This window comes from Iodobacter fluviatilis, from assembly GCF_900451195.1.
Taxonomy (GTDB): Bacteria; Pseudomonadota; Gammaproteobacteria; order Burkholderiales; family Chitinibacteraceae; genus Iodobacter; species Iodobacter fluviatilis.
The window spans coordinates 100,764-121,569 of the sequence record NZ_UGHR01000003.1 but is presented as its reverse complement, the minus strand read 5'-3'; the positions used below and the strand labels follow the sequence as shown (position 1 = coordinate 121,569).

Below are 20,806 nucleotides of genomic sequence, written 5' to 3'. Positions count from 1 at the left end.
AATTTTTGTTAAAAGCTTCCCAAAACAAAATTCTTCATGTAGTATGCCGATCTCTTCAGGGGAGTCGCCAAGTTGGTTAAGGCATCGGATTTTGATTCCGACATGCGAAGGTTCGAATCCTTCTTCCCCTGCCAAGAGCAAATTAAGCCGCGTAAGCGGCTTTTTTTACGTCTGTACTTAGCAATTGACCTAGCGTCATCCCCGAATGTTTTTTCGGGGATCCAGCAGGGTAATCATCGATTTGGAAAGTTGAGAGCGGCTTGAGACAGCCGTGCTCAATAAGTGATCGGCGTGCTGTGATCGCCTTCCGGCCAGCTATTTTCAAAAAAGATTTGCTCCTGCTCCAAGCGGCAGCCCCAGCCTAGGCGCTCCAACGTGGGTTTTTCTGGGAAGGCTTCAACTTGCCCCAAGCAAAGAATGGCAATCGGCTTTGCGCCTTCCGGCATCTTTAACAGCCGCGCAAGATCTTCCGGTTCAAAGATCGATACCCAGCCCATTCCAATCCCTTCGGCCCGTGCTAACAGCCACATATTTTGGATGGCGCAGGATGCAGAAGCCAAATCCATTTCGGGCAGGGTGCGGCGGCCAAAAATGTGTTTCTCGCGCCCATCCATTAAAGCCACCACCAATACTTCGGCGCATTCTGCTAAGCCATCTACTTTGAGCTTCATAAATTCTTGCTGGCGGCTGGGCAGCGCTGCCGAGGTGCGCTCGCGCTCGGCATCTACCAGCGCATGCACCTGCACACGTAATGCATCGTCGGTGATATGCAGAAAGCGCCAGGGCTGCATAAAGCCCACCGAAGGGGCCATTTGTGCCGCCTCAATTAAGCGCGGCATCAGCCCCTCTGGCAATGGCCCAGTTTTAAACTGACGAATATCCCGCCGCTGGCTCATCAGCCGGGTCAGGCTGGCGATTTCGGAATCTGAAAAACGATGGGAATTGGGCATGGGGAATCCGGGCGGTGGATGAAGTAGCGAGTAGCTAAGGTAAAGCGTATCTCATAGGGTAAGCAAGCTTGATTTTTGCCATAAGGAGGAAATGGGATTGCCATTGATTGCTGGCGGGTTACGCCCACCAGCATAGACCAAGGCCCACCCTAGGAAATCAGGCGTTATATCCCAAATTAGGTGCTAAATCGCGCTCGGCTTGCTCAATCGTTACTCCGCGCCGCGCTGCATAGCTTTCTACCTGATCCTTCTCGATTTTACCCACAGCAAAGTATTGGGCTTGTGGGTGGCTGAAGTAGAAGCCGCTGACGGCTGCGGTTGGCAGCATGGCGTAGCCCTCGGTGAGGCTCATACCGATGCTGGCGGGGTCGATCAGATTAAATAAGCCGGTTTTAGGCGTGTGATCAGGGCAGGCGGGGTAGCCGGGGGCGGGGCGGATGCCTTGGTATTTTTCGTCGGTTAAGTCATCCACATGCAGGTTTTCATCCGGCACATAGCCCCATAGCTCTTTGCGGATTTTCTCGTGCATATATTCGGCAAAGCCTTCGGCAAAACGATCGGCAAGGGCTTTGACCATAATGGCGTTGTAATCGTCGTCGGCCTTCTCGAAGCGCTCTACATGGGCATCGATATTTAGCCCGCCGGTGACGGCAAATGCGCCGATATAGTCGCTAACGCCGCTGTCTTTGGGGGCGATAAAGTCAGCTAAGCACCAGTTAGGCTTGCCTGCAGCTTTGGCATTTTGCTGGCGCAAATTGTGCCAAGTCATTAGCTTTTCGCCGCTGTCCGGGTGATAAATTTCAATATCATCTTCCACGCTGCTCGCCGGGAAGAGGCCAATCACGCCATTGGCTTGCACCCATTCGCCTTCTATCATTTTGGCCAGCAGTAGCTGGGCATCGGCAAACAGAGCCGTTGCCGCTTCGCCAACCACTTCGTCAGTCAGAATGCGCGGGTATTTACCCGCCAGCTCCCAAGCGTTAAAGAAAGGGCTCCAGTCGATATAGGGGGCGATGTCGGCCAGCGGCACTTTTTCAAAGCGCATCACGCCCAGCTGCTTAGGCTTGGGCGGGGTGTAGCTGGTCCAGTCTATTTCAAATTTATTGGCGCGGGCGGCGGCTATCGGCAGCAGCTTGCTCTTGCCTTTGTTTTCATGAATGGTGCGGATATTCTGGTATTCGGCGCGCAGCTTTTGCATAAACTCGGGCTTGAGCTCGTCGCTTAATAAATTGGAGCACACCCCCACGGCGCGGCTGGCGTCCGGCACGTACACCACAGGGCCATTGGCGTAGCCCGGCTCAATTTTAACGGCGGTGTGCACTTTAGATGTGGTGGCGCCGCCAATTAGCAGCGGAATATCAAAGCCCTGGCGCTGCATTTCTTTGGCCACATGGCTCATTTCTTCCAGGCTTGGGGTAATCAGGCCAGACAGGCCTATCATATCTGCGCCGATTTCTTTGGCGGTATCGAGGATTTTTTGCGCAGGCACCATTACGCCAAGGTCGGTGACCTTGTAGTTATTGCAGCGCAAAACCACGCCTACAATATTCTTGCCGATATCGTGTACATCGCCTTTCACCGTGGCCATCACAATATTGCCTTTGGCTGGCGCATCCTGCAGGCCCATAGCGATTTTTTCTGCCTCAATAAAGGGCTCTAAGTGCGCCACGGCGGCTTTCATCACGCGGGCGGATTTCACCACCTGCGGCAGAAACATCTGGCCCGATCCAAATAGATCGCCCACATGATTCATACCGTTCATGAGTACGCCTTCAATCACATGAATTGGGCGCTCCACCGCGAGGCGTGCTTCCTCGGTGTCTTCTAGAATATAAGTGGTATTGCCGCGTACCAGCGCATGGGTAATCCGGTCTTGCAGCGTGCCATTGCGCCAGCTTAAATCCTCGCCTTTGGCTTGATTTGCGTCGCCTTTAAAGCGCTCGGCAATTTCGATCAGGCGTTCTGTCACATCCAGATTGCCCTCGGTGAGTGGTGCACCGGCGCTGCTTCCAGCGGGCAACATCAACACCACATCTTCGATTAAATCGCGTAATTCGCGTGGTACTTCTTCGTAAACTTCCAGCGCACCCGCGTTCACAATCCCCATGGTCATGCCTTTCTTAATGGCGTGATAGAGGAAGACAGCGTGGATGGCTTCGCGCACCTTATTATTGCCACGGAAGGAGAAGGACACATTGGAAACGCCGCCGCTGACCTTAGCATGCGGCAGATTCTGGTGAATCCAGCCGGTGGCTTCGATAAAGTCCAGCCCATAGCGGGCGTGCTCTTCAATACCCGTGGCTACAGCAAAGATATTGGGGTCGAAAATAATATCGGCCGGATCCATGCCCACTTCATCGACCAGAATGCGGTAGCTTTTTTCGCAGATTTCCACTTTACGGGCGTAGGTATCGGCCTGACCCACTTCATCAAAGGCCATGACGATCACGGCTGCACCGTAGTCTTTGACTAAGCGGGCGTGATGTTTAAAGGCTTCAACGCCTTCTTTCATCGAGATTGAGTTAACAATGCACTTGCCCTGCACGCATTTCAGTCCCGCTTCGATCACATCCCATTTGGATGAGTCGATCATAATCGGCACGCGCGAGATATCTGGCTCGGCAGCGATCAGGTTCAGGAAGGTGACCATGGCCTTATTGGCGTCCAGCATGCCCTCGTCCATATTAATGTCGATGACTTGTGCGCCGTTTTCTACCTGCTGACGCGCCACCACCAGAGCCTGTGGATAATCACCGTTTAAAATTAAGCGGGCAAAGGCTTTGGAGCCGGTGACGTTGGTGCGCTCACCCACGTTTACAAATAAATCGTTGTCGCCAATATTGAATGGCTCAAGGCCAGAGAGGCGGCATTTGGCTTCGATCTCTGGCAGGGCGCGCGGTGGCAGATCTTTTACCGCCTGATACATGGCAGCGATGTGTGCTGGCGTGGTCCCGCAACAGCCGCCGACGATATTGATCAGGCCAGATTCGGCCCATTCTTTAATCGATTCGGCCATCATGGCCGGGTCTAAGTCGTAGCCACCAAAAGCATTCGGTAAGCCCGCATTGGCATGGACTGAAACAAAGCTTTCAGAAATCCGGCTCATTTCTTCAACATACTGGCGCAGCAAATCTGGCCCCAGCGCACAGTTCAGCCCGTAGCTGATGGCGTCTGAGTGGCGCAGGCTGTTGTAAAACGCTTCGGTGGTCTGGCCGGTTAAGGTGCGGCCAGATTGGTCGGTAATGGTGCCGGAAACCATCACCGGTAATTGATCTTGTTTGGCGATATTATTTTTGCGGAAATACTGTTTAATCGCGAACACCGCGGCTTTGGCATTCAGAGTGTCGAAAATCGTTTCCACCAGCAGGATATCTGCGCCGCCTTTCACTAGGCCATCAATTGCTTCTAAATAGCTTTCAACTAGCGCATCAAAGGTGACATTGCGATAGCCCGGATCGTTCACATCGGGGCTAATCGAGCAGGTGCGGTTGGTTGGGCCTAAAACACCTGCACAGTAGCGCGGCTTATTGGGGGTTTTGGCGGTTTGTGCCACGCACAGGTCTTTGACCAGCTTGGCAGCGGCAAAGTTGAGCTCCCAAACCAGGCTTTCCATCTCGTAATCGGCCATGGCAATCGAGGTGCCGTTAAAGCTATTGGTCTCGATAATATCCGCGCCCGCATCTAGGTAAGCCTGATGGATTTCTTGAATAATTTGTGGCTGGCTTAGCACCAGCAAATCGTTATTGCCTTTTACATCGCAAGCCCAGTCAGCAAAGCGTACCCCACGATAATCGGCTTCTTGCAAATCGTAAGCCTGAATCATCGTACCCATGCCGCCGTCTAAAATCAGAATGCGCTGTTTGAGCTGGTTATGTAGTTCTGAATGAAGACTCTGGTGGCGGGTCATGAGCGTGTCCAATCTGGGCTTAATACAAAGCTGGCAATTTTACCATGGTAAGGCCAGGTTTTTGGCCTGCTTGGAAGGGCTTTTACGTGATGATGGGCTTTTTACACTTTTTAAGGTTTTTGCAGTAGGTCAGCTTATTAATTTGCATTCGGCCATCGTAATTTCAATTAATTCCGGTGCGGTAAGCTTGCACTCGCGCTATGGTTTGTCTTTTGCTTGTTTGTTTTTAGCTGGATTATTTTGTCAGCTTTCTCTCTTCAAAGGAAAAGTGATGCAAACTCAGGTGATTCGTATCCATCAGCATGGTGATAGCAGCGTTATGCAGCTTGAAACTTCCTCAGTAGCAGCGCCTCAGGCAGGGGAGGTCTTGCTGAAACAAACTGCAATTGGCGTTAATTTCATTGATACCTATCATCGTTCGGGCTTATATCCGCTCAGCCTGCCTTCTGGTTTAGGCGTGGAAGCGTGTGGTGTGGTCGAGGCGATTGGTGCGGGTGTGACTGAATTTAAGCCTGGTGACAGGGTCGCTTATGCAGGCGGCGCGCTTGGGGCTTACGCCGTGCACCGGCTTATGCCGGCAGATAAACTGGTTCATGTTCCGGCTGGGGTAAGTGATGATATTGCGGCAGGAACCCTGCTGCGGGGAATGACCGCACAATATTTGCTTAAGAAAACTTTTCCTGTGCATGTAGGGCAAACTATTTTATTTCATGCTGCTGCCGGTGGTGTGGGGCAGCTGGCCTGCCAGTGGGCGCGGGAGCTGGGCGCGACTGTGATCGGTACGGTGGGTTCTGAAGAAAAAGCAAAGATTGCACGCACCTATTGCGATCATATTATTGGTTACGAGCACTTTTCTGAGCAGGTGCGTGAAATAACAGGTGGCAAGGGCGTTTCTGTGGTGTATGACGGAGTAGGGGCAGATACGTTTGCAGGATCACTGGATTGCCTGGCCGTACGCGGCATGCTGGTGAGTTTTGGTAATGCATCCGGGCCTGTACCTGCTTTTGAGCCCGCTATTCTGGCTCAAAAAGGTTCGCTTTTTTTTACACGTCCTACACTGGGACATTACACCTCAACAAGAGCCGAGCTGGTGAATACAGCAGCAGATTATTTCCATGCCGTGCGTCGTGGCTTACTGAAGCCGGAAGTTGGCCAGAGCTACGCATTAGCAGATGCCGCACAGGCTCATCAGGATTTAGCGCTGCGTAAAACGCAAGGCTCTACCTTATTACGGCCTTAAAATAATGTCATACCGCCCGCATATTATTTATCTGCATGGATTTTTATCCAGCCCCCTATCCCAAAAAGCGCAGGAAATGGCCACATGGATGAGTGAGCAGGGCTTGCAGGATTATTTTCATTGCCCTCAGCTGCCTATGGATCCCAATGCAGCGGGGGTGTTGCTTCAGGGTTTGTTTTTTCATTTAGCAAACGAAGATGTTTGTGTGGTTGGCAGCTCTTTGGGTGGTTTTTTTGCGACATGGGCAGCAGAAACCTTTGCGTGCAGGGCGGTATTGATTAATCCTGCGGTAAGGCCTTATGAAAGAATTAATGAGTATTTAGGCCCGCAGCGTAATTATCAAACAGGTGAAATACATATCATTGATATTCGTTTTGCGGATCAGCTCAAAGAGTTTGAGCGTCAGCCAAGCCAGCCCAAGCGATACTGGCTGCTTACTCAGACGGGTGATGAGGTGCTGGATTATCAAGCCGGAGTGAACTATTACTCTGCTTGTCGTCAAACGATCATCAAAGGGGGCGATCATGGTTTTGCAGATTTTCAGCAGTGGCTACCCGAAATATGGGGCTTTGCTCAAGGTAAAGAAAACTGCATACGGTGATGGCTTGCATGGCTGGGTTTTAACAAGATTGAGTGTTTTTAAGGCGGAATGCGCCGCCTGATGTCTGAGATTTTTGCTTAAGGATTAAAGCATGACTCCACAAAGTGGAATTCTTCCTCCTGCCAATGGGCACGCGTTGTTTACTTTATTCCGGCGGCGTTTGGGTAGGCGTGCTGATGCGCGCTTAAAAGCGCTTCTGGCCAGTGTTTCAGACCGGATTATTCATTTACAGGGTGAAGACCCGCAAGCCAGCGGAGTAATTGCTTTTGGCCCTCATGTCTGGCCGGAGCTTTACAGCAGCAAACCGGCTTTGCTGCGTGATTTTCCTTCCATATCAGGAGCCATTCACCCCGCTCCTGCCAGCGAGGTTGATGTACTGCTTCATTTGCGCGGTGAGCGCTACGATTTGCTGCACGAGTTTGCTGATCAGCTGAGTGCTGAAATGTCGGAATGGCTTGATGTGATCGAAACCGTGCATGGTTTTCGTTACCGGGATGCCCGTGATTTAACCGGCTTTGTGGATGGCACTGAAAACCCGGTTGGTGACGAGCGGGCAGAAGTGGCTTTGTTGGCTGATGGTGATTGGGCGGGCGGCAGTTATATTCATTTGCAGCGCTATGTGCACCGAATGGAGCAATGGAAAAAGCTTCCGGTGCGCCAGCAGGAAGCGGTGATTGGGCGCACTAAAGACACGAATGAAGAATTACCGGATGAAGACAGGCCGCATACAGCCCATATCAGCCGAGTGATTATTGAAGAAGACGGCGAAGAGCTGGCGATGCTCAGGCATTCAATGCCCTATGGCTCGCCGGGTGGCGATAAAGGGCTGTATTTTATTTCTTACTGTAAAACACCTGTTGTGTTTGAAAAGATGCTGACCAGAATGGTGGCCCCTACATCAGATGGCAGAGTTGACCATATGCTCAATTTTACTCGTGCAGTGACGGGTGCTGCATTTTTTGCCCCAAGTATTGAGCAGTTGAAGCAGTTACAAAAATAAAGAAGCAGGCGGCTTATGGGGTGTTTTTACCGCATATAGTCGCTGTAGCTTGCATTTTAAGCGGCGTTGCCGCTTAACTTGCTTTTTGCTGGCATCTTTTGCATGGACCAAGCAAAACCCTGTTCAGGAAACCCCCGATTGCTGTAAAAAATGAACACGATCACATTGCATAAACACATTCGAGGGGAGTTTTGTATATGCAATTCGTTCAGAAATCGGCAGCATTATCTGCGGCTCTTGCTTTAGCGCTGACAGCTTGTGGCCAAAAGCCAGAAAGCAACACCGCTGCATCTGCCCCAGCGCCTGCTGTAGCTGCTGCTGGTGATTCTTCGGTCGTTAAAATTGGTTTTGCTGCACCGCTTACAGGGCCACAAGCACATTACGGCAAGGGCTATCAAAACGGTGTGCAGCTGGCTATTGACGATGTAAACGAAACAAAACCAACTCTGGATGGTAAGCCGGTTAAGTTTGAACTGGTGGCCGAAGATGACATGGCCGATCCAAAAACAGCCACTCAGGTTGCCGAGAAATTTGTAGATGCCAAGGTTGCAGGGATTATCGGCCACTTTAATTCTGGTTGTGCAATTCCGGCTTCCAAGATTTACTCCGATGCTGGCCTGCCGCAAATTGCCATGGCCACAGCGCCCGCTTATACCGCTCAAGGTTTTAAAACCACATACCGCTCGCTGACTTCTGATTCACAGCTTGGCTCGGTAATCGGTAAATATACGGTAGAAAAACTAGCCGCTAAAAAGATTGCCATCATTGATGATCGCTCTGCTTACGGCCAGGGCCTCGCTGATGAGTTTGAAAAAGCGGCCAAAGCCGCAGGCGCTGAAATCGTTAAACGCGAATTTACCAGCGATAAAGAAACCGATTTCACTTCGATTCTGACCTCCATCAAGGGCGCTAAGCCAGACGTGATTTTCTATGGTGGCACCGATGCACAATCCGGCCCGATGGCACGCCAAAAGAAACGTTTAGCCATTGCAGCACCCATTGTTTCGGGTGAAATGACTCGCTCAGATACCTTCTTGAAATTAGCTGGCCCGGATGCTGAAGGCACGATTGCTGCGCTGGCAGGTCAGCCTCTTGATCTAATGCCTGGTGGCAAAGACTTTGCCGCTCGTTATAAAGCCAAATACGGCGAGCTGGAAATTTACACTCCGTACGGCTATGACTCTACCCGCCTGATGCTGGCCGCAATGCAAGCCGCTGGCTCAGCAAGCCCAGCTAAATACCTGCCTGTGCTGGCTAAAATCAAGCACAGTGGAGTGACATCAAGCAATATCAGCTTTGACGATAAAGGCGATTTGCAAGACGGCAGCCTGACGGTCTACAAAGTAAAAGGTGGTAAGTGGGAAGTATTGGAAACGCTTGGCGGTAAGTAAGATTACGCCAGCCTGCTAGCAGGCTGGCTTGCAAGACTCTCTCTTCGTGCAAACTAGTTCGCTGGTTTGCATTTTTTTATGCTTGTTCATCACCTGTAGAAATGAGTCTCAAGCAAAACCCAAGCTTTAACTTTGCTGAAAAGGGAGAATACGAAGGGCTAAGCAGAAAATGATAAACAAGGTTTTCTCCGTGCAACTTCGTGTCACTGTGTTCTGTGTGGTTTAAGATTTGGGTTTTCTCAGGAGCATTGCTTTGAATGATAAAACCCCTGAGCAACAGTGGCAGTGGCTGCAGAGTGGGCCGGGTTTAAGCGCATTAAGCGAGGCTTGCCCACAGGATTGGCTGCTGGTGCGTGATGAGCTGGCGGCGGTGTTTGCGCGGCGTAATCCGGCGGAGCTTAAGCAGTTGGTGGAACGTTCTTCACAGAGAATAAAACCTGATGCGAGGTTTTTATCGGGCGAGCGAAATGGCCGTGCTTTTGCAGATTTTGTCCGTGCTCAAATTCGCCAGCGAATGACGGAGCTCGCCCTGCGCCAATATGCTTTTTCTGCGGCTACGGGTGTGTATCAGGGCAAGGTAAGGTTTAATTTCTTTAATGGTTTTCTGGCGCAAAAATTATTATTCAAGCACGATTTAGTCAGAAAACCGGTATCGATGCGGGCATTTAAGTGCATCTGGCCGCTGTTATGGCAAAAGCGGCTTTTGATGCCGCTGGTAGAAAAACGTGGGATTTATTGTTTTTATAGCCGCGAGCTGATTGCAGGCTTAGCCCGGATCATCGGCCAGCGTAGTTGCCTTGAAATTGCCGCAGGAGATGGCACACTCAGCCGGTTTTTAAGCGATGCAGGCGTGGATATTACCGCCAGTGACGATTTTAGCTGGGGAAAAGTGCTGCAATATCCCGAGTCTGTACAACGCATGGATGCCGCCGCCGCGATGGCCCGATTTAACCCACAGGTGGTGATTTGCTCGTGGCCGCCTTCGGGAAATCGTTTTGAAAAACAGATTTTTCGTACCCGCAGCGTAGAAACTTATATCGTACTGGGCAGCCATTCACGCTTTATTACCGGTAATTGGGCCGATTATGAAGCACAAACGGCGTTTGCCTGGCAGGAAGACGCCGCACTCAGCAAGCTGGTACTGCCGCCTGAGTTAAAAGCCGGGGTATGGGTATTTCAGCGTAAAAGTGCCTGAGTTTTTATCAGAGCGATCCGCGCTTTGCAAAAGCGGTGGTCAATACAAAGCAACTCCTTTGCCCGCTTAAATCTTTAATTTGCTGACGCTCTCTTGCAAACGAGATGCTACATGTTGCAGCTCTTCAGAGGCATGCAGGCCTTTTTCGGTGTAGGCGCGGCTGCCATCTGCTTCCCTCGCAATCGCCTCAACGTGCATCGCCACATGCTCGCTGGCGGTACGCTGCTCTACTAGGGTATCGCTGATTGAGCGTAATTGCCCAACCACACCACTCATTTGCTCGCGCATGGTGTTTACTGACGCGCTGATTTTTTGCGACATATTGCTGTTTCGTTCTACCTCGGCCACGCTGTGGTTCATGCTGCTGACGGCATCCTGTGTAGCATGCTGAACCTTACTGAGAACGCCAACGATTTCAGCAGAAGAACTGGAAGTTCTTTCGGCCAGCTTGCGTACTTCATCTGCAACAACGGCAAAGCCCCGCCCTTGCTCTCCGGCCCTTGCGGCTTCAATAGCAGCGTTTAGCGCCAGCAAATTGGTTTGATCGGCAATTTCACGGATCACGCCGACTAATGATGATATACGCGTGGATTCGGTACTCAGATGATTAATGCTGCTGGATACGGTGTTAATGCTATCGGCAATTTGCTGCATCTGGCCAAATGCCGAGTCAACTTCTGCCACGCTTTGAATCGCCTGAGCTTCAGACTTTGTCCCAAGCTCCAGTGCATTAGTGGCATAAGATGCACTCTCCGCGATGCTGGTGGATAACTGTTCCACCGCACTGGAAACCATTTGAGTTGTTTCACTTTGTCGTACCGCCATATCGGCAATACTGGCTACTGTTTTGGCGTATTCAATGGCGATATCACCCAATAATGTCGTGGCGATTTGTGTTTCGGCCACCATGCTGCGTAAATCTTTTTGCATACTATCAATGGCTTGCAGCAGGCTTCCCTGATCAGATGGTGGAATCGGCACGGCCAGATTACCCGCAGCAATCAGCTTGACCAGGGCGACAACCGTATTGGGATCGCTGCCAAGCTGCATACTGAGTGCCCGATAAAATGCCCAGCCTAGCAAAATGGTGAGTATCAGTGCGGCAATCGCCGCGCCCACATAATTGTTGCGCTGGCTGGTCAGGCCATCAACCCGTATTTGTAAAAGTTTATTGAGCGCCGCTTGCAGGTCTTTATTCAGCTCTGCCTGAGCATTGCTGCCTTGCGAGTGTTGCTGTAACAGAGCCGGCAAAGTTTCAGCGTTTAGATTTTCTAATGCCTGCGGGCTAAGCTGGCTTTGCAATTTGTTGTATTGGCCGCCCATGATATTTAAATGATCATCAAAATGCTTATTCATTTCTGCGTTGTAATTGCCAACACGAATTAAATTTCCGGTAATCAAGCTAAGGTTTTGCTGGGCAAGCGGCCTTAGTTCGATGAGGCGGGTGGCCTGACCGGCATTTGTTGTTTTAAGTGAAATGGCACCTCGCGCCATATGTTCACCCAGTAGATCCTGATAGGCAGGTAAACGAAAGCAAACGGTATCCATCAGATAATAGGTGTCAATATCTGGATCGAGGGTGAGGTTGGATTGATCGCAAGCGTCAGATATATGCTGGGTAATCAGGCTGGATATCGTGGCATAGCTTTGCTCCGCGTCTTTGGGATCTGTGGCATTTTGCTTGCGAAATTCTTCCAATCCTTGGCGTAAAGCGCTTCTTTGCTTATCAAAACTTAAATCTTGGGCTAACTGGCTTTGCTCCGCACTGCCCAGTGTTTTTTCAAACTCACCGACCCAGGCATTGTCATTGCCTGGCTGCCCTGCTGCTTTGGCTGCTCGCAGCGTTTGCAGGCTGGTTTGCAAACTTAGCCATGGCTGAATATAGGCCATGCCTTGCTGCTCGCGTGCAGAGAAAAGGTGGTTGGTTTCGGTCACTTTATAAAGTGAGTAGCCCAGAAAACAAATGCCAATTGCTATTACAAGGCCCATTACGGCGAATCGGGCAGGGTAGCTTAGCGAGCGCATGAATCGTATTAAGTAGTTCATTAGCATGGCACCTTTGATGCAGAACTAGCACATTAGGCTTGATTGGACTTTTCTTTCTTTTTATTTTATTAATGGCCGGCCAAAAGGAGTATTGGCTTTATTTAATATTCATCTATTATTAATCAAGGGCAGCTAAAGGCTAAGATTATGTATAAGCTAGGCATCTGTTTATTTTTTATGAATTTTGCACATGCTGAAGTGATTGACCTTCATTTAATGAACCGGCGCGATCAACAACAGCAGTATTATCATCGTTTATTACAGGAATCATTACTGGCTGAAGGGTATAGAGTAAATATTATTGCAGAGCCGGAAATGCCCGTGGCGCGTGTTAATAAGGTATTAGAGAGTGGTGATTTATCCGTACACTGGTTTTTACAAACGGCAGAGCGGGATAAGCGTTTCTTACGCGTTGATATTCCTTTAAGCTTTGGCCTGATTGGCCAGCGTTTATTGCTGATTAAAAAAGGACAATCTGCAGCCTATTCTAGGGTGAAAACACTGGCAGATTTACAGGCCATTAATAAACGTGCGGGCCTGGCTCAGGGCTGGTTTGATGTGATGGTCTGGAAAGAAAACCAATTGCCTGTTTATGAACAAATTGGTGACTGGCAAGTCTTGTTTAAGCTTTTGGCAGCGGGCAACCGGGATGTTGATTATTTTCCACGTGGTGCGATAGAGATTCTGGATGATTTGGCTGCACATCCTGATTTAGAGATCGAGCCTGATTTGCTATTAAGTTACGAGCGCGATTTTGTTTTTTATGTTTCCCCGCGCTATCCGCAGCTCAGAAATCAGATTGAAAAAGCATTACAGGCGGCGTTGGCAAGTGGCTTGCAACGCCGCCTTTTCGATCAGTTGCTTTTCCCTAAGGTAAAGCAACTTAATTTAAATAAAAGAACGGTTATTAATTTAAATACTTCCAATAAATATTAGTTTATTAAGTGTGCCAGTTTAGCAGCAGCGTAATTTTTTGCTGCCTGATATCCTGTCTGATAGAGCCTGTCCATATTGCTTCTGGACCAGTCAAATACATCCGGCAGATCTTTCTCTGCAATAGCATCAATTAATGGCACTTTGTGCAGGGTAATGCCGTCGCTATGCAACGCTTCAAATAATTTAATATCGTCCCGGGCAATTTCTACCAGAGGGGTAATGATAGACATTACCCATGCATCATATAAATCTTTGGGTTTGCGTAGTAATTTTTCTGCGCCCAGCAAATCAAAAACAATAATTTCTTTTAATTCTGGGTGGTTTTTACGCAAGTCTTTAAAATTAAGGCAGTCAATTGCTGCGCCTTCGATATAAAAATCCCCATTGATTTCGGTTGGCGGATAAAGATAGGGAAAAGACAATGCGGCTTGTAAATGCTTTAAATCAATTTGCCTGCGTGGCCAGTTTTCCATTTGATGCTGGCTCAGGTTATAGGCATTAAGCCAGAAATGGGCGTCACTATCCTGCAGCGCTTCAAAATCAATTATTTGCTCAGCAAAGGGTACATGAGCACAGAGGCCCAGTGAATCGCTGCTTAAATCACTGGGGCTGGCGCTGGCTAAGGCAAGAGCAGCCCCGTCTTTTAATGTTTGCGCCCAAGGATTACTGGCTGGCCATTGTTGCATCATTTGCAGTAATGGATTGGCCGCCAGCGTCTGGCGGTAGGCCTCGGCCAAGGGGCCTGGCTTATGAAAAACTTTAAAGTTCACCGGGAAAGCACGATAGATAAAGTCTGCCACGCCCATTTCTTTCAGCCCGCGCAGCGTGCTTACAACATCACCGTTCTTCGGAGCAATATACATCAGGCCAAGCAGTGCCCCAGCCCCCGCTGTAGAGATAACATCCACTTTTACCCCAAGTTCGTGAAAGGCTTCTAAAGCCCCTGCAATCAAGGTGGAGTTGGGTGCACCCCCACTAATAATTAATGCTGTACGCGCCATGGCTTTCCCCAGTAAATAGTTTGCTTACGCATAAACAATACTCCGCTTTGTTGCACTGCGTTATCTCATTTAAGCTAGCAGTAGTATGCACTTTCTTTGCCAGTGTGCAGATTTTTATCTGCTAGAACACAGTAAGGCCATGCTTAAGGCGAAGGAGTTTTATCATGAAGATCGAGAGTCCGCGTGGGAAGGTGAGTATTTTGTCCCGGGTTGATTTTATTCGTATTGCATCTGCACAGTTAAGCGATGCAGTTTTGTTTCTGACTTACGATACAACGGATGAGCGAACGACCAAATCACGGGGGGCTTTGATCGATTATTTAAGTGATGCAGGCATGATTACGGTGGCGCAGGCGCTGGAAGAGCACCATTCTATTGTGATGTTTGAGCTTGCCAGTGATGCGGTGCGTGCATGGCAGCAAATTAATGATCACAGCCATGCGGTCGCTGCACATGTGTTCTGGCATGGCCTGCAGGATGATGCCGTGCATTCTGCTGTGATTGCGGCAAAGCCTAGGGAAGTGAGCCCTTTGGCGCATCATTAAAGTAAAAAGCCCGGAAGATTTCCGGGCTTTTTGCTTTACAGCAGGGGTGTGCTTACCACTTCATTTCGCCTTTGTTGACCTTTGCGCCAATTTCTAGCGCCATGCCAAGGCCAGCATCCGGATAGCGTTTTTTCATGGCCGCAATCAGTGCTGCAGAGTCTTTGGCTTTTGCCAGCTCAATATCGTAGGCTTTCAGGTATTCACGGTTGTATTGCAGATGCTCAACAGTGAACGTTGTACCGGCTTTAAAGTGGCCAGGAACAACCACTTCAGGCTTCAGGCTTTCCATTTTATCGATCACTTTCAGCCATTGTGCACGCTTGGATACAGAAGCATCGTCTGCAGTCCACAAATGGAAGTTACCAAATACAGATACGCCACCAGCGATGGTTTTGATCGATGGAATCCATACAAAGCTGTGCTCTGCGTTATCGCCATCAAGGCCAACCACTTCTAATTTCTCGCCATCTATTGTCAGTGTGTTGCCTGATAACAGCGCAGGAACAACCGGGTGCTTAGGCGCGTTTGTCCCTAAGATTGGGCCCCAGTAAGCCATTTTCTTTGGCAGCGTTTGCTTGATATGAGCCACTGTAGGTGCGCTGGCTACAATTTTTACGCCAGGGAAAGCCTGGGTAATCACTTCAAGGCCGAAGTAATAATCAGGGTCACCGTGGCTGATATAAACAGTGGTCAGTTTCTTGCCGCTGGCCAGAATATTGGCAACAACACGGTGGGCATCAGCAAGGGTAAATTGTGCATCAATCAGGATGGCTTCGGTCTTACCAGTTACCAGGGTAGAGGCCACGCCAAAGGTGCTTGGATCCGGGTTTGCATAAACTTCAAGCTTTAAAGGCGCTTCAGCGGCTTGAGCAGCGGCGATCAGGCCAAAAGACAGAGCAAGTGTGGATAAAACAGCAGCGGGTTTAAGCATGATTTGTTTCCTTGAATGTGTTTGGTTTTGCAATGGACGCTAGATTAGTTGTATACCGCGCACAGAAAAACCCCAAATCAGGCGTTAGTTTGTTGCATAATTCGAGCAGATGATCAATCTGCAAAAGGAGCAGCGCATGCTGTTACCAAGATGATGGACAGGCTGACCGCAATGCGGGTGTTTATTGAGGTTGTGGATCAGGGCAGCTTAACTGCTGCGGCAGATAAGCTGGATATGTCGCGGGCCATGGTTTCCCGCTATTTGGCCGAGCTGGAAGCGTGGCTGGGGGTGAGATTATTGCACCGGTCCACCCGCAGCATCGGCCTGAGTAGTGCAGGGCAGGATGCTTTGCCACGATGCAGGAAAATGCTGGAGCTGGCCGATGATGTGCAGGGAATCACGCATAATCTGAATGCGGCACCGCATGGTTTGATTCGTGTGGCGAGCAGCAATTCCTTTGCTCAATCGCATTTAGCGGCTGCTGCAGCTGCTTTTGTTGCGCAGTACCCGGATACCCAGGTCGAGCTGATTGTGGGCGATAGAAGCATTAATCTGGTCGAGGAGCGGATTGATTTAGCGATTCGGATTACCAACGACGTTGATCCTAATCTGATCGCCAGAAAATTAAGCATTTGTAGGTCTGTTGTGTGTGCCACACCGGCCTATCTGGCAAAACACGGCACGCCCCTGCACCCGGAAGACTTATTGCAGCATCAATGCCTGAGCCATGCTTTTTTTGGCAGGAATGGCTGGCGCTTTACTAAAAATGGCGAGCCTTATATGGTGAATGTGGCCGGGGCGATTAGCGCGAATGACGCAAATGTAATTTTACAAGCGGCTTTGGCTGGGGCGGGCATTGCGCACCAACCCACTTTCAGTGCGGCACCTTATATAGAATCGGGCGAGCTGGTTCATTTACTGCCGGATTATCAGTCAGATGAGCTGGGAATTTATGGGTTGTACACCTCAAGACGGCATATGCCCAATATTTTACGCAGCCTGCTGGATTTTTTGGCTGAGCGTTTTGGCAGTAAGCCAGGCTGGGATCAGTTTTTGCAATAGTTGTGTATTAAGCCTGTTCTTGAAAGCTTGGCTTGGTACCGTCTTGGCTTAAATCCAGATAACGTGGCCCGCCAGGCAGGTTGAGCAGTTGCAAGCTCATATCGCCCAGCAGCTTTAGCAGTGATTTGCCATCTTCTCCCTGTTTGAGCAATTGAAATGGCTGGCGCTCAGGCTTGCTGCTTAAGCGTTTCAATAGGTTTTCTGCGGTGTCTGCAAATTGTGTGTTCAGATTGCCTGCGGGGGTATTTGTGGGTTTAGTTTCGGCGGCAGGCTGGATGCTGCTGGCGCTGGCCCCTTCAATAATGGATTGATAACGAACGTCAATCTCAAAATCAAACTGGCGGCCATCGGCGGTAAATAGCTTACCCTTACCATTAAAGTGGCTGGCGTCTTCAAGCCTGAAGCCTGCAGCTGTACCGCTGGCGCTTTGCTGAGCTGCAGCTGCAAAGTTGGATGAGCTGCTTAGCTTGGCCTGATCAAACTGAAAAGTCATGCCCTTGGCGGCGTCGCCAAAGAGTTGTTGAGCAAAACCTTGCATTAAATTTTGTGCTAAATCGGTGGTGGCTTTGCCTAAATCTTCGGCACGGCTTGCCAGCGCATCGCTGCTTTTTTGCACTGTGGTTTCAGGTTTAATGGCCTGCGTGCGGGGGACGCTGCTTTCTGCAGAAGACGCATAAGGATTCTGGATTGTGCGATTATTCAGCAGAGAGAGCGGGTTCATGGCTAGGTGCTCAAAAGTTGTTTATCACTTATCGGCTGAGTCTTGGTTTTTCTTGAGGGGGCAGCTTGCCTTCAAAGTATTTATTTATTTTTAGGAAGCTTTGCATGCTGAAATCGCTTAATCCGGAACGCCGTACTCAGGCCATGCTTCTGGTCTTAATGCTGGTGATGTTTACCTCTATTGCAGATTTTATGATTCTGATGCCGCTTGCGCCTGATTTAATGCGCGAGATGCATATTGATACGGCACGGTTTGGGTTTTTAGTTTCAGCGTATTCGCTGGCAGCGGGCGTGGCCTCATTATTGGCGGCATCTTTAGCGGATCGCTTTGACCGGCGGCAGGCTTTACTGGTGTGTTATGCAGGGCTGGTGCTGGCAACGATGGCATGCTCGGCAGCGACGGGTTTTTATAGCTTATTAGCGGCCCGTGGCCTTGCAGGTATTTTTGGCGGAGTGATTGGCTCGATTATTTTTGCCATTGTGGGAGATTTAATTCCGCCTGAGCGCCGGGGCTGGGCAATGAGCTGGGTGATGTTGGGCTTTTCTTTATCCGCCGTGGCGGGTGTGCCGCTGGGCTTATTTATTGCGGCTCACTCTAACTGGCGGATGCCTTTTGTGGCGCTGTCGGCGATGTGTGTTCTGGTCTGGATTGGTGTCTGGTACTTATTGCCCTCCGTTAAAGGCCATTTAACAAAGGCGCCCCAGGGTTTGCTGGCCGGATATAAGGAGTTGTTTGCGGATATGAATCACTGGTGGGCTTGCGGCGTAACCGCCATGCTGACTTTATCGGGTTTTTGTGTGATTCCCTATATCGCATCCACTATGGTGAGTAATTCCGGCTTAACGACACATGAGCTGGTTTATATGTATTTATTGGGCGGCGTGGCCACTTTATTTTCAAGGCCGTTTATAGGCGGGCTGATTGATCGCTATTCGCCCACACGCATTCTTGGCTATTTGGTTATTGCAAGTTTTGTACCGCTGATTCTGGTTACACAAACATTTGCTTTAGCGCTGGCATGGCAGCTTTTGTTTTCTACACTTTTTTTTGTTTTTGTAAGCGGCCGGTTTATTCCTGCCACGGCAATGGTTACAGGGGCCACAGCGCCGCAAATGCGCGGGCGTTTAATGGCGTTTAATTCCGCAACGCAAAACTTTGCCTCGGGTGTGGCTGCACTTTTGGCGGGCACGATTATGACGCAAAGCAGCAGTGGCAGAATTATTAATTTTGATTGGGTAGGCTATTTAAGCTGTGTATTTGGCTTGCTGGCAATCTGGATGGCGAGGCGGGTTAAAGCAGTTTCATAAAAAAAGGCTGATCCCGGTCAGCCTTTTTTGATTTGTTCATTGTTGTACTGCTTTGATCAGTCGACAATGGTGACCAGGTTTCTTAAGTCTTCTTGGGTTTTTTCGCCCTTGTTCCAGCATACACGAGCACGGCCACCCTCAACTTTCATGACCAGCCCGTCAATTTTTTCTGAGCCATCAATTGTGGCGATGCGGTTTACACGGGTGTTAATGGCAATATTGTGCGATGCAGAAAAGAAAAAGTGATAAAGGCTGGCTAACAGGCTGATCATGGCGTATCTCTTATGTATGTAGTATTACTACGAATTTTATAGTGTAAATTTAAGTGGTACAACTACACTTTTGTGTGATTATCTACATGGCATTGCAAAGGCGGCTGTTTATAAGCCTTTGATCAAAAAGTAGTTTGATGTTTTTTTCTTTATATGACGGCTTGGCCGTGTGTTTTTAGTCTTGCTTATAGCGTGTAGTTCATATTTCCAGGGAAGAATGGTATGCAGAAGATTACTTTTTTTAAGCGTTTTGTTGACGATATTCTTGCAGAGCGCAAAACCATCACTATTCGTGATTCCAGCGAAGCGAATGTGCAGGCAGGTGATATTCTGGAAGTCAGCACTCTGGAAGAAGGGCTATGGTTTTGCCGTGTGCAGGTTTTGTCGGTAACGCAGACCGATTGGGCGGATTTAACCCCCTTGCATGCCGCACAGGAGAATATGGGCTTGCCAGAATTAAAGCAGCTTATTAAAGAAATTTATCCGGGGCAGGATCATTTTTATGTGATTCAGTTTGAATTGGTAAAGTAACCATAATACTTTGGCATTTTTTATATTTTGCTTCGTTTAAAATGTCATTTTCATTGCTGTTTATTGCAAGGTTTTAATCCAGATGCTGCAAACCTTAACCGTATTTTTTGGCAATATGCTGTTGGTTTTTGGCGCTTTAATGCCCATTTTAAATCCGCCGGGCCATGCTCCGATATTCTTAACCATGACGGCAGATTACAACTCGCAGGAGCGGACGATTCTGGCGCGGCGAGTGGGGATTTATAGTTTTATTTTGCTGCTGATCAGTATGTTTATTGGTAGCTATGTGCTGGAGTTTTTTGGTGTATCGCTGCCTATTGTGCGTATTGGTGGTGGCTTGCTGGTGGCGACGGCGGGCTGGCAATTGATGAGCTCGGGCGATGACAGCCATAAGTCTGCAGGTATGCTGCAGGTAGGGGCTACCCGCCCAAGTAATGAAGAATTACGCGAGCGGGCATTTTACCCGCTGACCTTTCCAATTACGGTAGGACCAGGGTCGATTACTGTAGCGATTGCTTTGGGAGCTGGGTTTAACGGCCCGGGCCTGCAGAAGTTTTCAATGCCTTTAGCCAGTCTGACCGCTGTGGCGATTACTTCTTATTCTTTGTATCTGTGCTACCGCCATGCAGAGCGTCTGCTTAAGCTATTGGGCAGCACGGGGTCGATTATTTTTCTGCGCCTGTCTGCATTTATTTTGATGTGCATCGGGATTCAGATTTTCTGGGATGGTTTTAGTGTGCTGTTTGGCGAGCTGTTGGTGCATTACTTAAAGCCTGCTTAAAAGTTTGAAGCATAAAAAAGGACCTATGAAGCACTGACTCTGCTGCATAGGTCCTTTTTTTATTGGCTGAAATTAATAATGCGGTGGTACTTCATCAAATAAGGATTTTTGCGCCGGGCCGCTGGGTTCTTGCTGTTGCAGCCAGCGTAATTCATTCACAACCTGATCCATCTGCTGCTGCTGAGTGGCTACGATGCGGTTTAATTCTTCTAATAGCTCATCTTGCAGCGCCAGCTTGATTTCCAGCTCGGTAATACGGCTTTCTAAGTTCATATTTTGCTCTCAGGCATAAATTTCTGCAGACACAAAGCTCACAGAGAAAAAACCTTTCAAACTAAAGCGTCTGATTGGGTTTTCTCCATGGGCGGCTTTTATGCTCTGTATACAGG

The 20,806-nt window shown here is 49.3% G+C and carries 19 protein-coding genes and 1 tRNA gene; 12 read left to right on the top strand and 8 right to left on the bottom strand.

All coding sequences use genetic code 11. The annotated features are described in order from the left end of the window. Positions 1-57 precede the first annotated feature (57 nt). Positions 58-134 (top strand) — tRNA-Gln (locus tag DYD62_RS15920). Positions 135-275: 141 nt separating this feature from the next. Here the strand turns inward: DYD62_RS15920 and bluB are convergent. Continuing rightward, positions 276-950 carry a 5,6-dimethylbenzimidazole synthase gene (gene bluB, locus DYD62_RS15915; protein WP_115228425.1) on the bottom strand — a complete coding sequence of 225 codons (675 nt, stop codon included), beginning with the start codon at positions 948-950 and terminating at the stop codon, positions 276-278. Positions 951-1,107: 157 nt separating this feature from the next. Further along, positions 1,108-4,857, bottom strand: a complete 3,750-nt coding sequence (gene metH / locus DYD62_RS15910; protein ID WP_115228424.1) for a methionine synthase — start codon at positions 4,855-4,857, stop codon at positions 1,108-1,110. Between metH and DYD62_RS15905 the strand changes: the two genes are divergently transcribed. From DYD62_RS15905 to DYD62_RS15885, 5 genes are all read left to right on the top strand, one after another. After that, on the top strand, positions 4,856-6,097 hold the full coding sequence (locus DYD62_RS15905; protein WP_308418352.1) for a quinone oxidoreductase family protein: 1,242 nt from the start codon (positions 4,856-4,858) through the stop codon (positions 6,095-6,097). The two genes, metH and DYD62_RS15905, sit on opposite strands and share 2 nt — an antisense overlap. Before the next feature lie 4 nt (positions 6,098-6,101). Further along, positions 6,102-6,698, top strand: coding sequence for a YqiA/YcfP family alpha/beta fold hydrolase (locus DYD62_RS15900; RefSeq protein ID WP_115228423.1), 597 nt, complete (start codon positions 6,102-6,104; stop codon positions 6,696-6,698). 91 nt (positions 6,699-6,789) lie between these two features. Continuing rightward, positions 6,790-7,698 (top strand): Dyp-type peroxidase, encoded by a 909-nt coding sequence (locus tag DYD62_RS15895; protein ID WP_115228422.1) that lies wholly within the window; start codon positions 6,790-6,792, stop codon positions 7,696-7,698. A 197-nt stretch (positions 7,699-7,895) separates the two neighbouring features. Beyond that, positions 7,896-9,089, top strand: a complete 1,194-nt coding sequence (locus DYD62_RS15890) for a branched-chain amino acid ABC transporter substrate-binding protein (RefSeq protein ID WP_115228421.1) — start codon at positions 7,896-7,898, stop codon at positions 9,087-9,089. Between the two features lie 253 nt (positions 9,090-9,342). Continuing rightward, positions 9,343-10,284, top strand: a complete 942-nt coding sequence (locus DYD62_RS15885) for a class I SAM-dependent methyltransferase (RefSeq protein ID WP_115228420.1) — start codon at positions 9,343-9,345, stop codon at positions 10,282-10,284. 66 nt (positions 10,285-10,350) lie between these two features. Here the strand turns inward: DYD62_RS15885 and DYD62_RS24320 are convergent, their stop codons facing one another. After that, positions 10,351-12,330, bottom strand: coding sequence for a methyl-accepting chemotaxis protein (locus tag DYD62_RS24320; RefSeq protein WP_165928699.1), 1,980 nt, complete (start codon positions 12,328-12,330; stop codon positions 10,351-10,353). A 177-nt stretch (positions 12,331-12,507) separates the two neighbouring features. Here DYD62_RS24320 and DYD62_RS15875 point away from each other — a divergent pair, with 177 nt between their 5' ends. Next, positions 12,508-13,266 carry a transporter substrate-binding domain-containing protein gene (locus tag DYD62_RS15875; RefSeq protein ID WP_132038677.1) on the top strand — a complete coding sequence of 253 codons (759 nt, stop codon included), beginning with the start codon at positions 12,508-12,510 and terminating at the stop codon, positions 13,264-13,266. Here DYD62_RS15875 and DYD62_RS15870 read toward each other — a convergent pair. Beyond that, positions 13,263-14,267, bottom strand: a complete 1,005-nt coding sequence (locus DYD62_RS15870) for a patatin-like phospholipase family protein (RefSeq protein ID WP_115228417.1) — start codon at positions 14,265-14,267, stop codon at positions 13,263-13,265. The two genes, DYD62_RS15875 and DYD62_RS15870, sit on opposite strands and share 4 nt — an antisense overlap. Before the next feature lie 164 nt (positions 14,268-14,431). Here DYD62_RS15870 and DYD62_RS15865 point away from each other — a divergent pair, with 164 nt between their 5' ends. Continuing rightward, positions 14,432-14,812, top strand: a complete 381-nt coding sequence (locus DYD62_RS15865; protein WP_115228416.1) for a hypothetical protein — start codon at positions 14,432-14,434, stop codon at positions 14,810-14,812. 52 nt (positions 14,813-14,864) lie between these two features. Here DYD62_RS15865 and DYD62_RS15860 read toward each other — a convergent pair whose 3' ends face one another. Beyond that, entirely contained in the window at positions 14,865-15,743 is an 879-nt protein-coding gene (locus tag DYD62_RS15860) for an MBL fold metallo-hydrolase (RefSeq protein ID WP_115228415.1), read from the bottom strand. Positions 15,744-15,893: 150 nt separating this feature from the next. Here DYD62_RS15860 and DYD62_RS15855 point away from each other — a divergent pair, with 150 nt between their 5' ends. Beyond that, complete coding sequence (locus DYD62_RS15855) at positions 15,894-16,805, top strand: LysR family transcriptional regulator (RefSeq protein ID WP_276527794.1); 912 nt, start codon at positions 15,894-15,896, stop codon at positions 16,803-16,805. Positions 16,806-16,812: 7 nt separating this feature from the next. Here DYD62_RS15855 and DYD62_RS15850 read toward each other — a convergent pair whose 3' ends face one another. Then, a complete protein-coding gene (locus DYD62_RS15850; RefSeq protein WP_115228414.1) occupies positions 16,813-17,526 on the bottom strand; it encodes a hypothetical protein in 714 nt (237 codons plus the stop codon). 104 nt (positions 17,527-17,630) lie between these two features. Here DYD62_RS15850 and DYD62_RS15845 point away from each other — a divergent pair, with 104 nt between their 5' ends. Continuing rightward, entirely contained in the window at positions 17,631-18,833 is a 1,203-nt protein-coding gene (locus DYD62_RS15845; protein WP_115228413.1) for an MFS transporter, read from the top strand. A gap of 56 nt (positions 18,834-18,889) precedes the next feature. On the opposite strand, the gene DYD62_RS15840 is transcribed toward DYD62_RS15845, so the two are convergent. Further along, complete coding sequence (locus tag DYD62_RS15840) at positions 18,890-19,105, bottom strand: hypothetical protein (RefSeq protein WP_115228412.1); 216 nt, start codon at positions 19,103-19,105, stop codon at positions 18,890-18,892. Positions 19,106-19,327: 222 nt separating this feature from the next. Here DYD62_RS15840 and yqfB point away from each other — a divergent pair, with 222 nt between their 5' ends. Then, on the top strand, positions 19,328-19,636 hold the full coding sequence (gene yqfB, locus DYD62_RS15835) for a N(4)-acetylcytidine aminohydrolase (RefSeq protein WP_115228411.1): 309 nt from the start codon (positions 19,328-19,330) through the stop codon (positions 19,634-19,636). Positions 19,637-19,718: 82 nt separating this feature from the next. Beyond that, a complete protein-coding gene (locus DYD62_RS15830) occupies positions 19,719-20,417 on the top strand; it encodes a MarC family protein (protein WP_233702956.1) in 699 nt (232 codons plus the stop codon). Between the two features lie 72 nt (positions 20,418-20,489). Here the strand turns inward: DYD62_RS15830 and DYD62_RS15825 are convergent, their stop codons facing one another. Further along, entirely contained in the window at positions 20,490-20,690 is a 201-nt protein-coding gene (locus DYD62_RS15825; protein ID WP_099398954.1) for a SlyX family protein, read from the bottom strand. Positions 20,691-20,806: the final 116 nt, after the last annotated feature.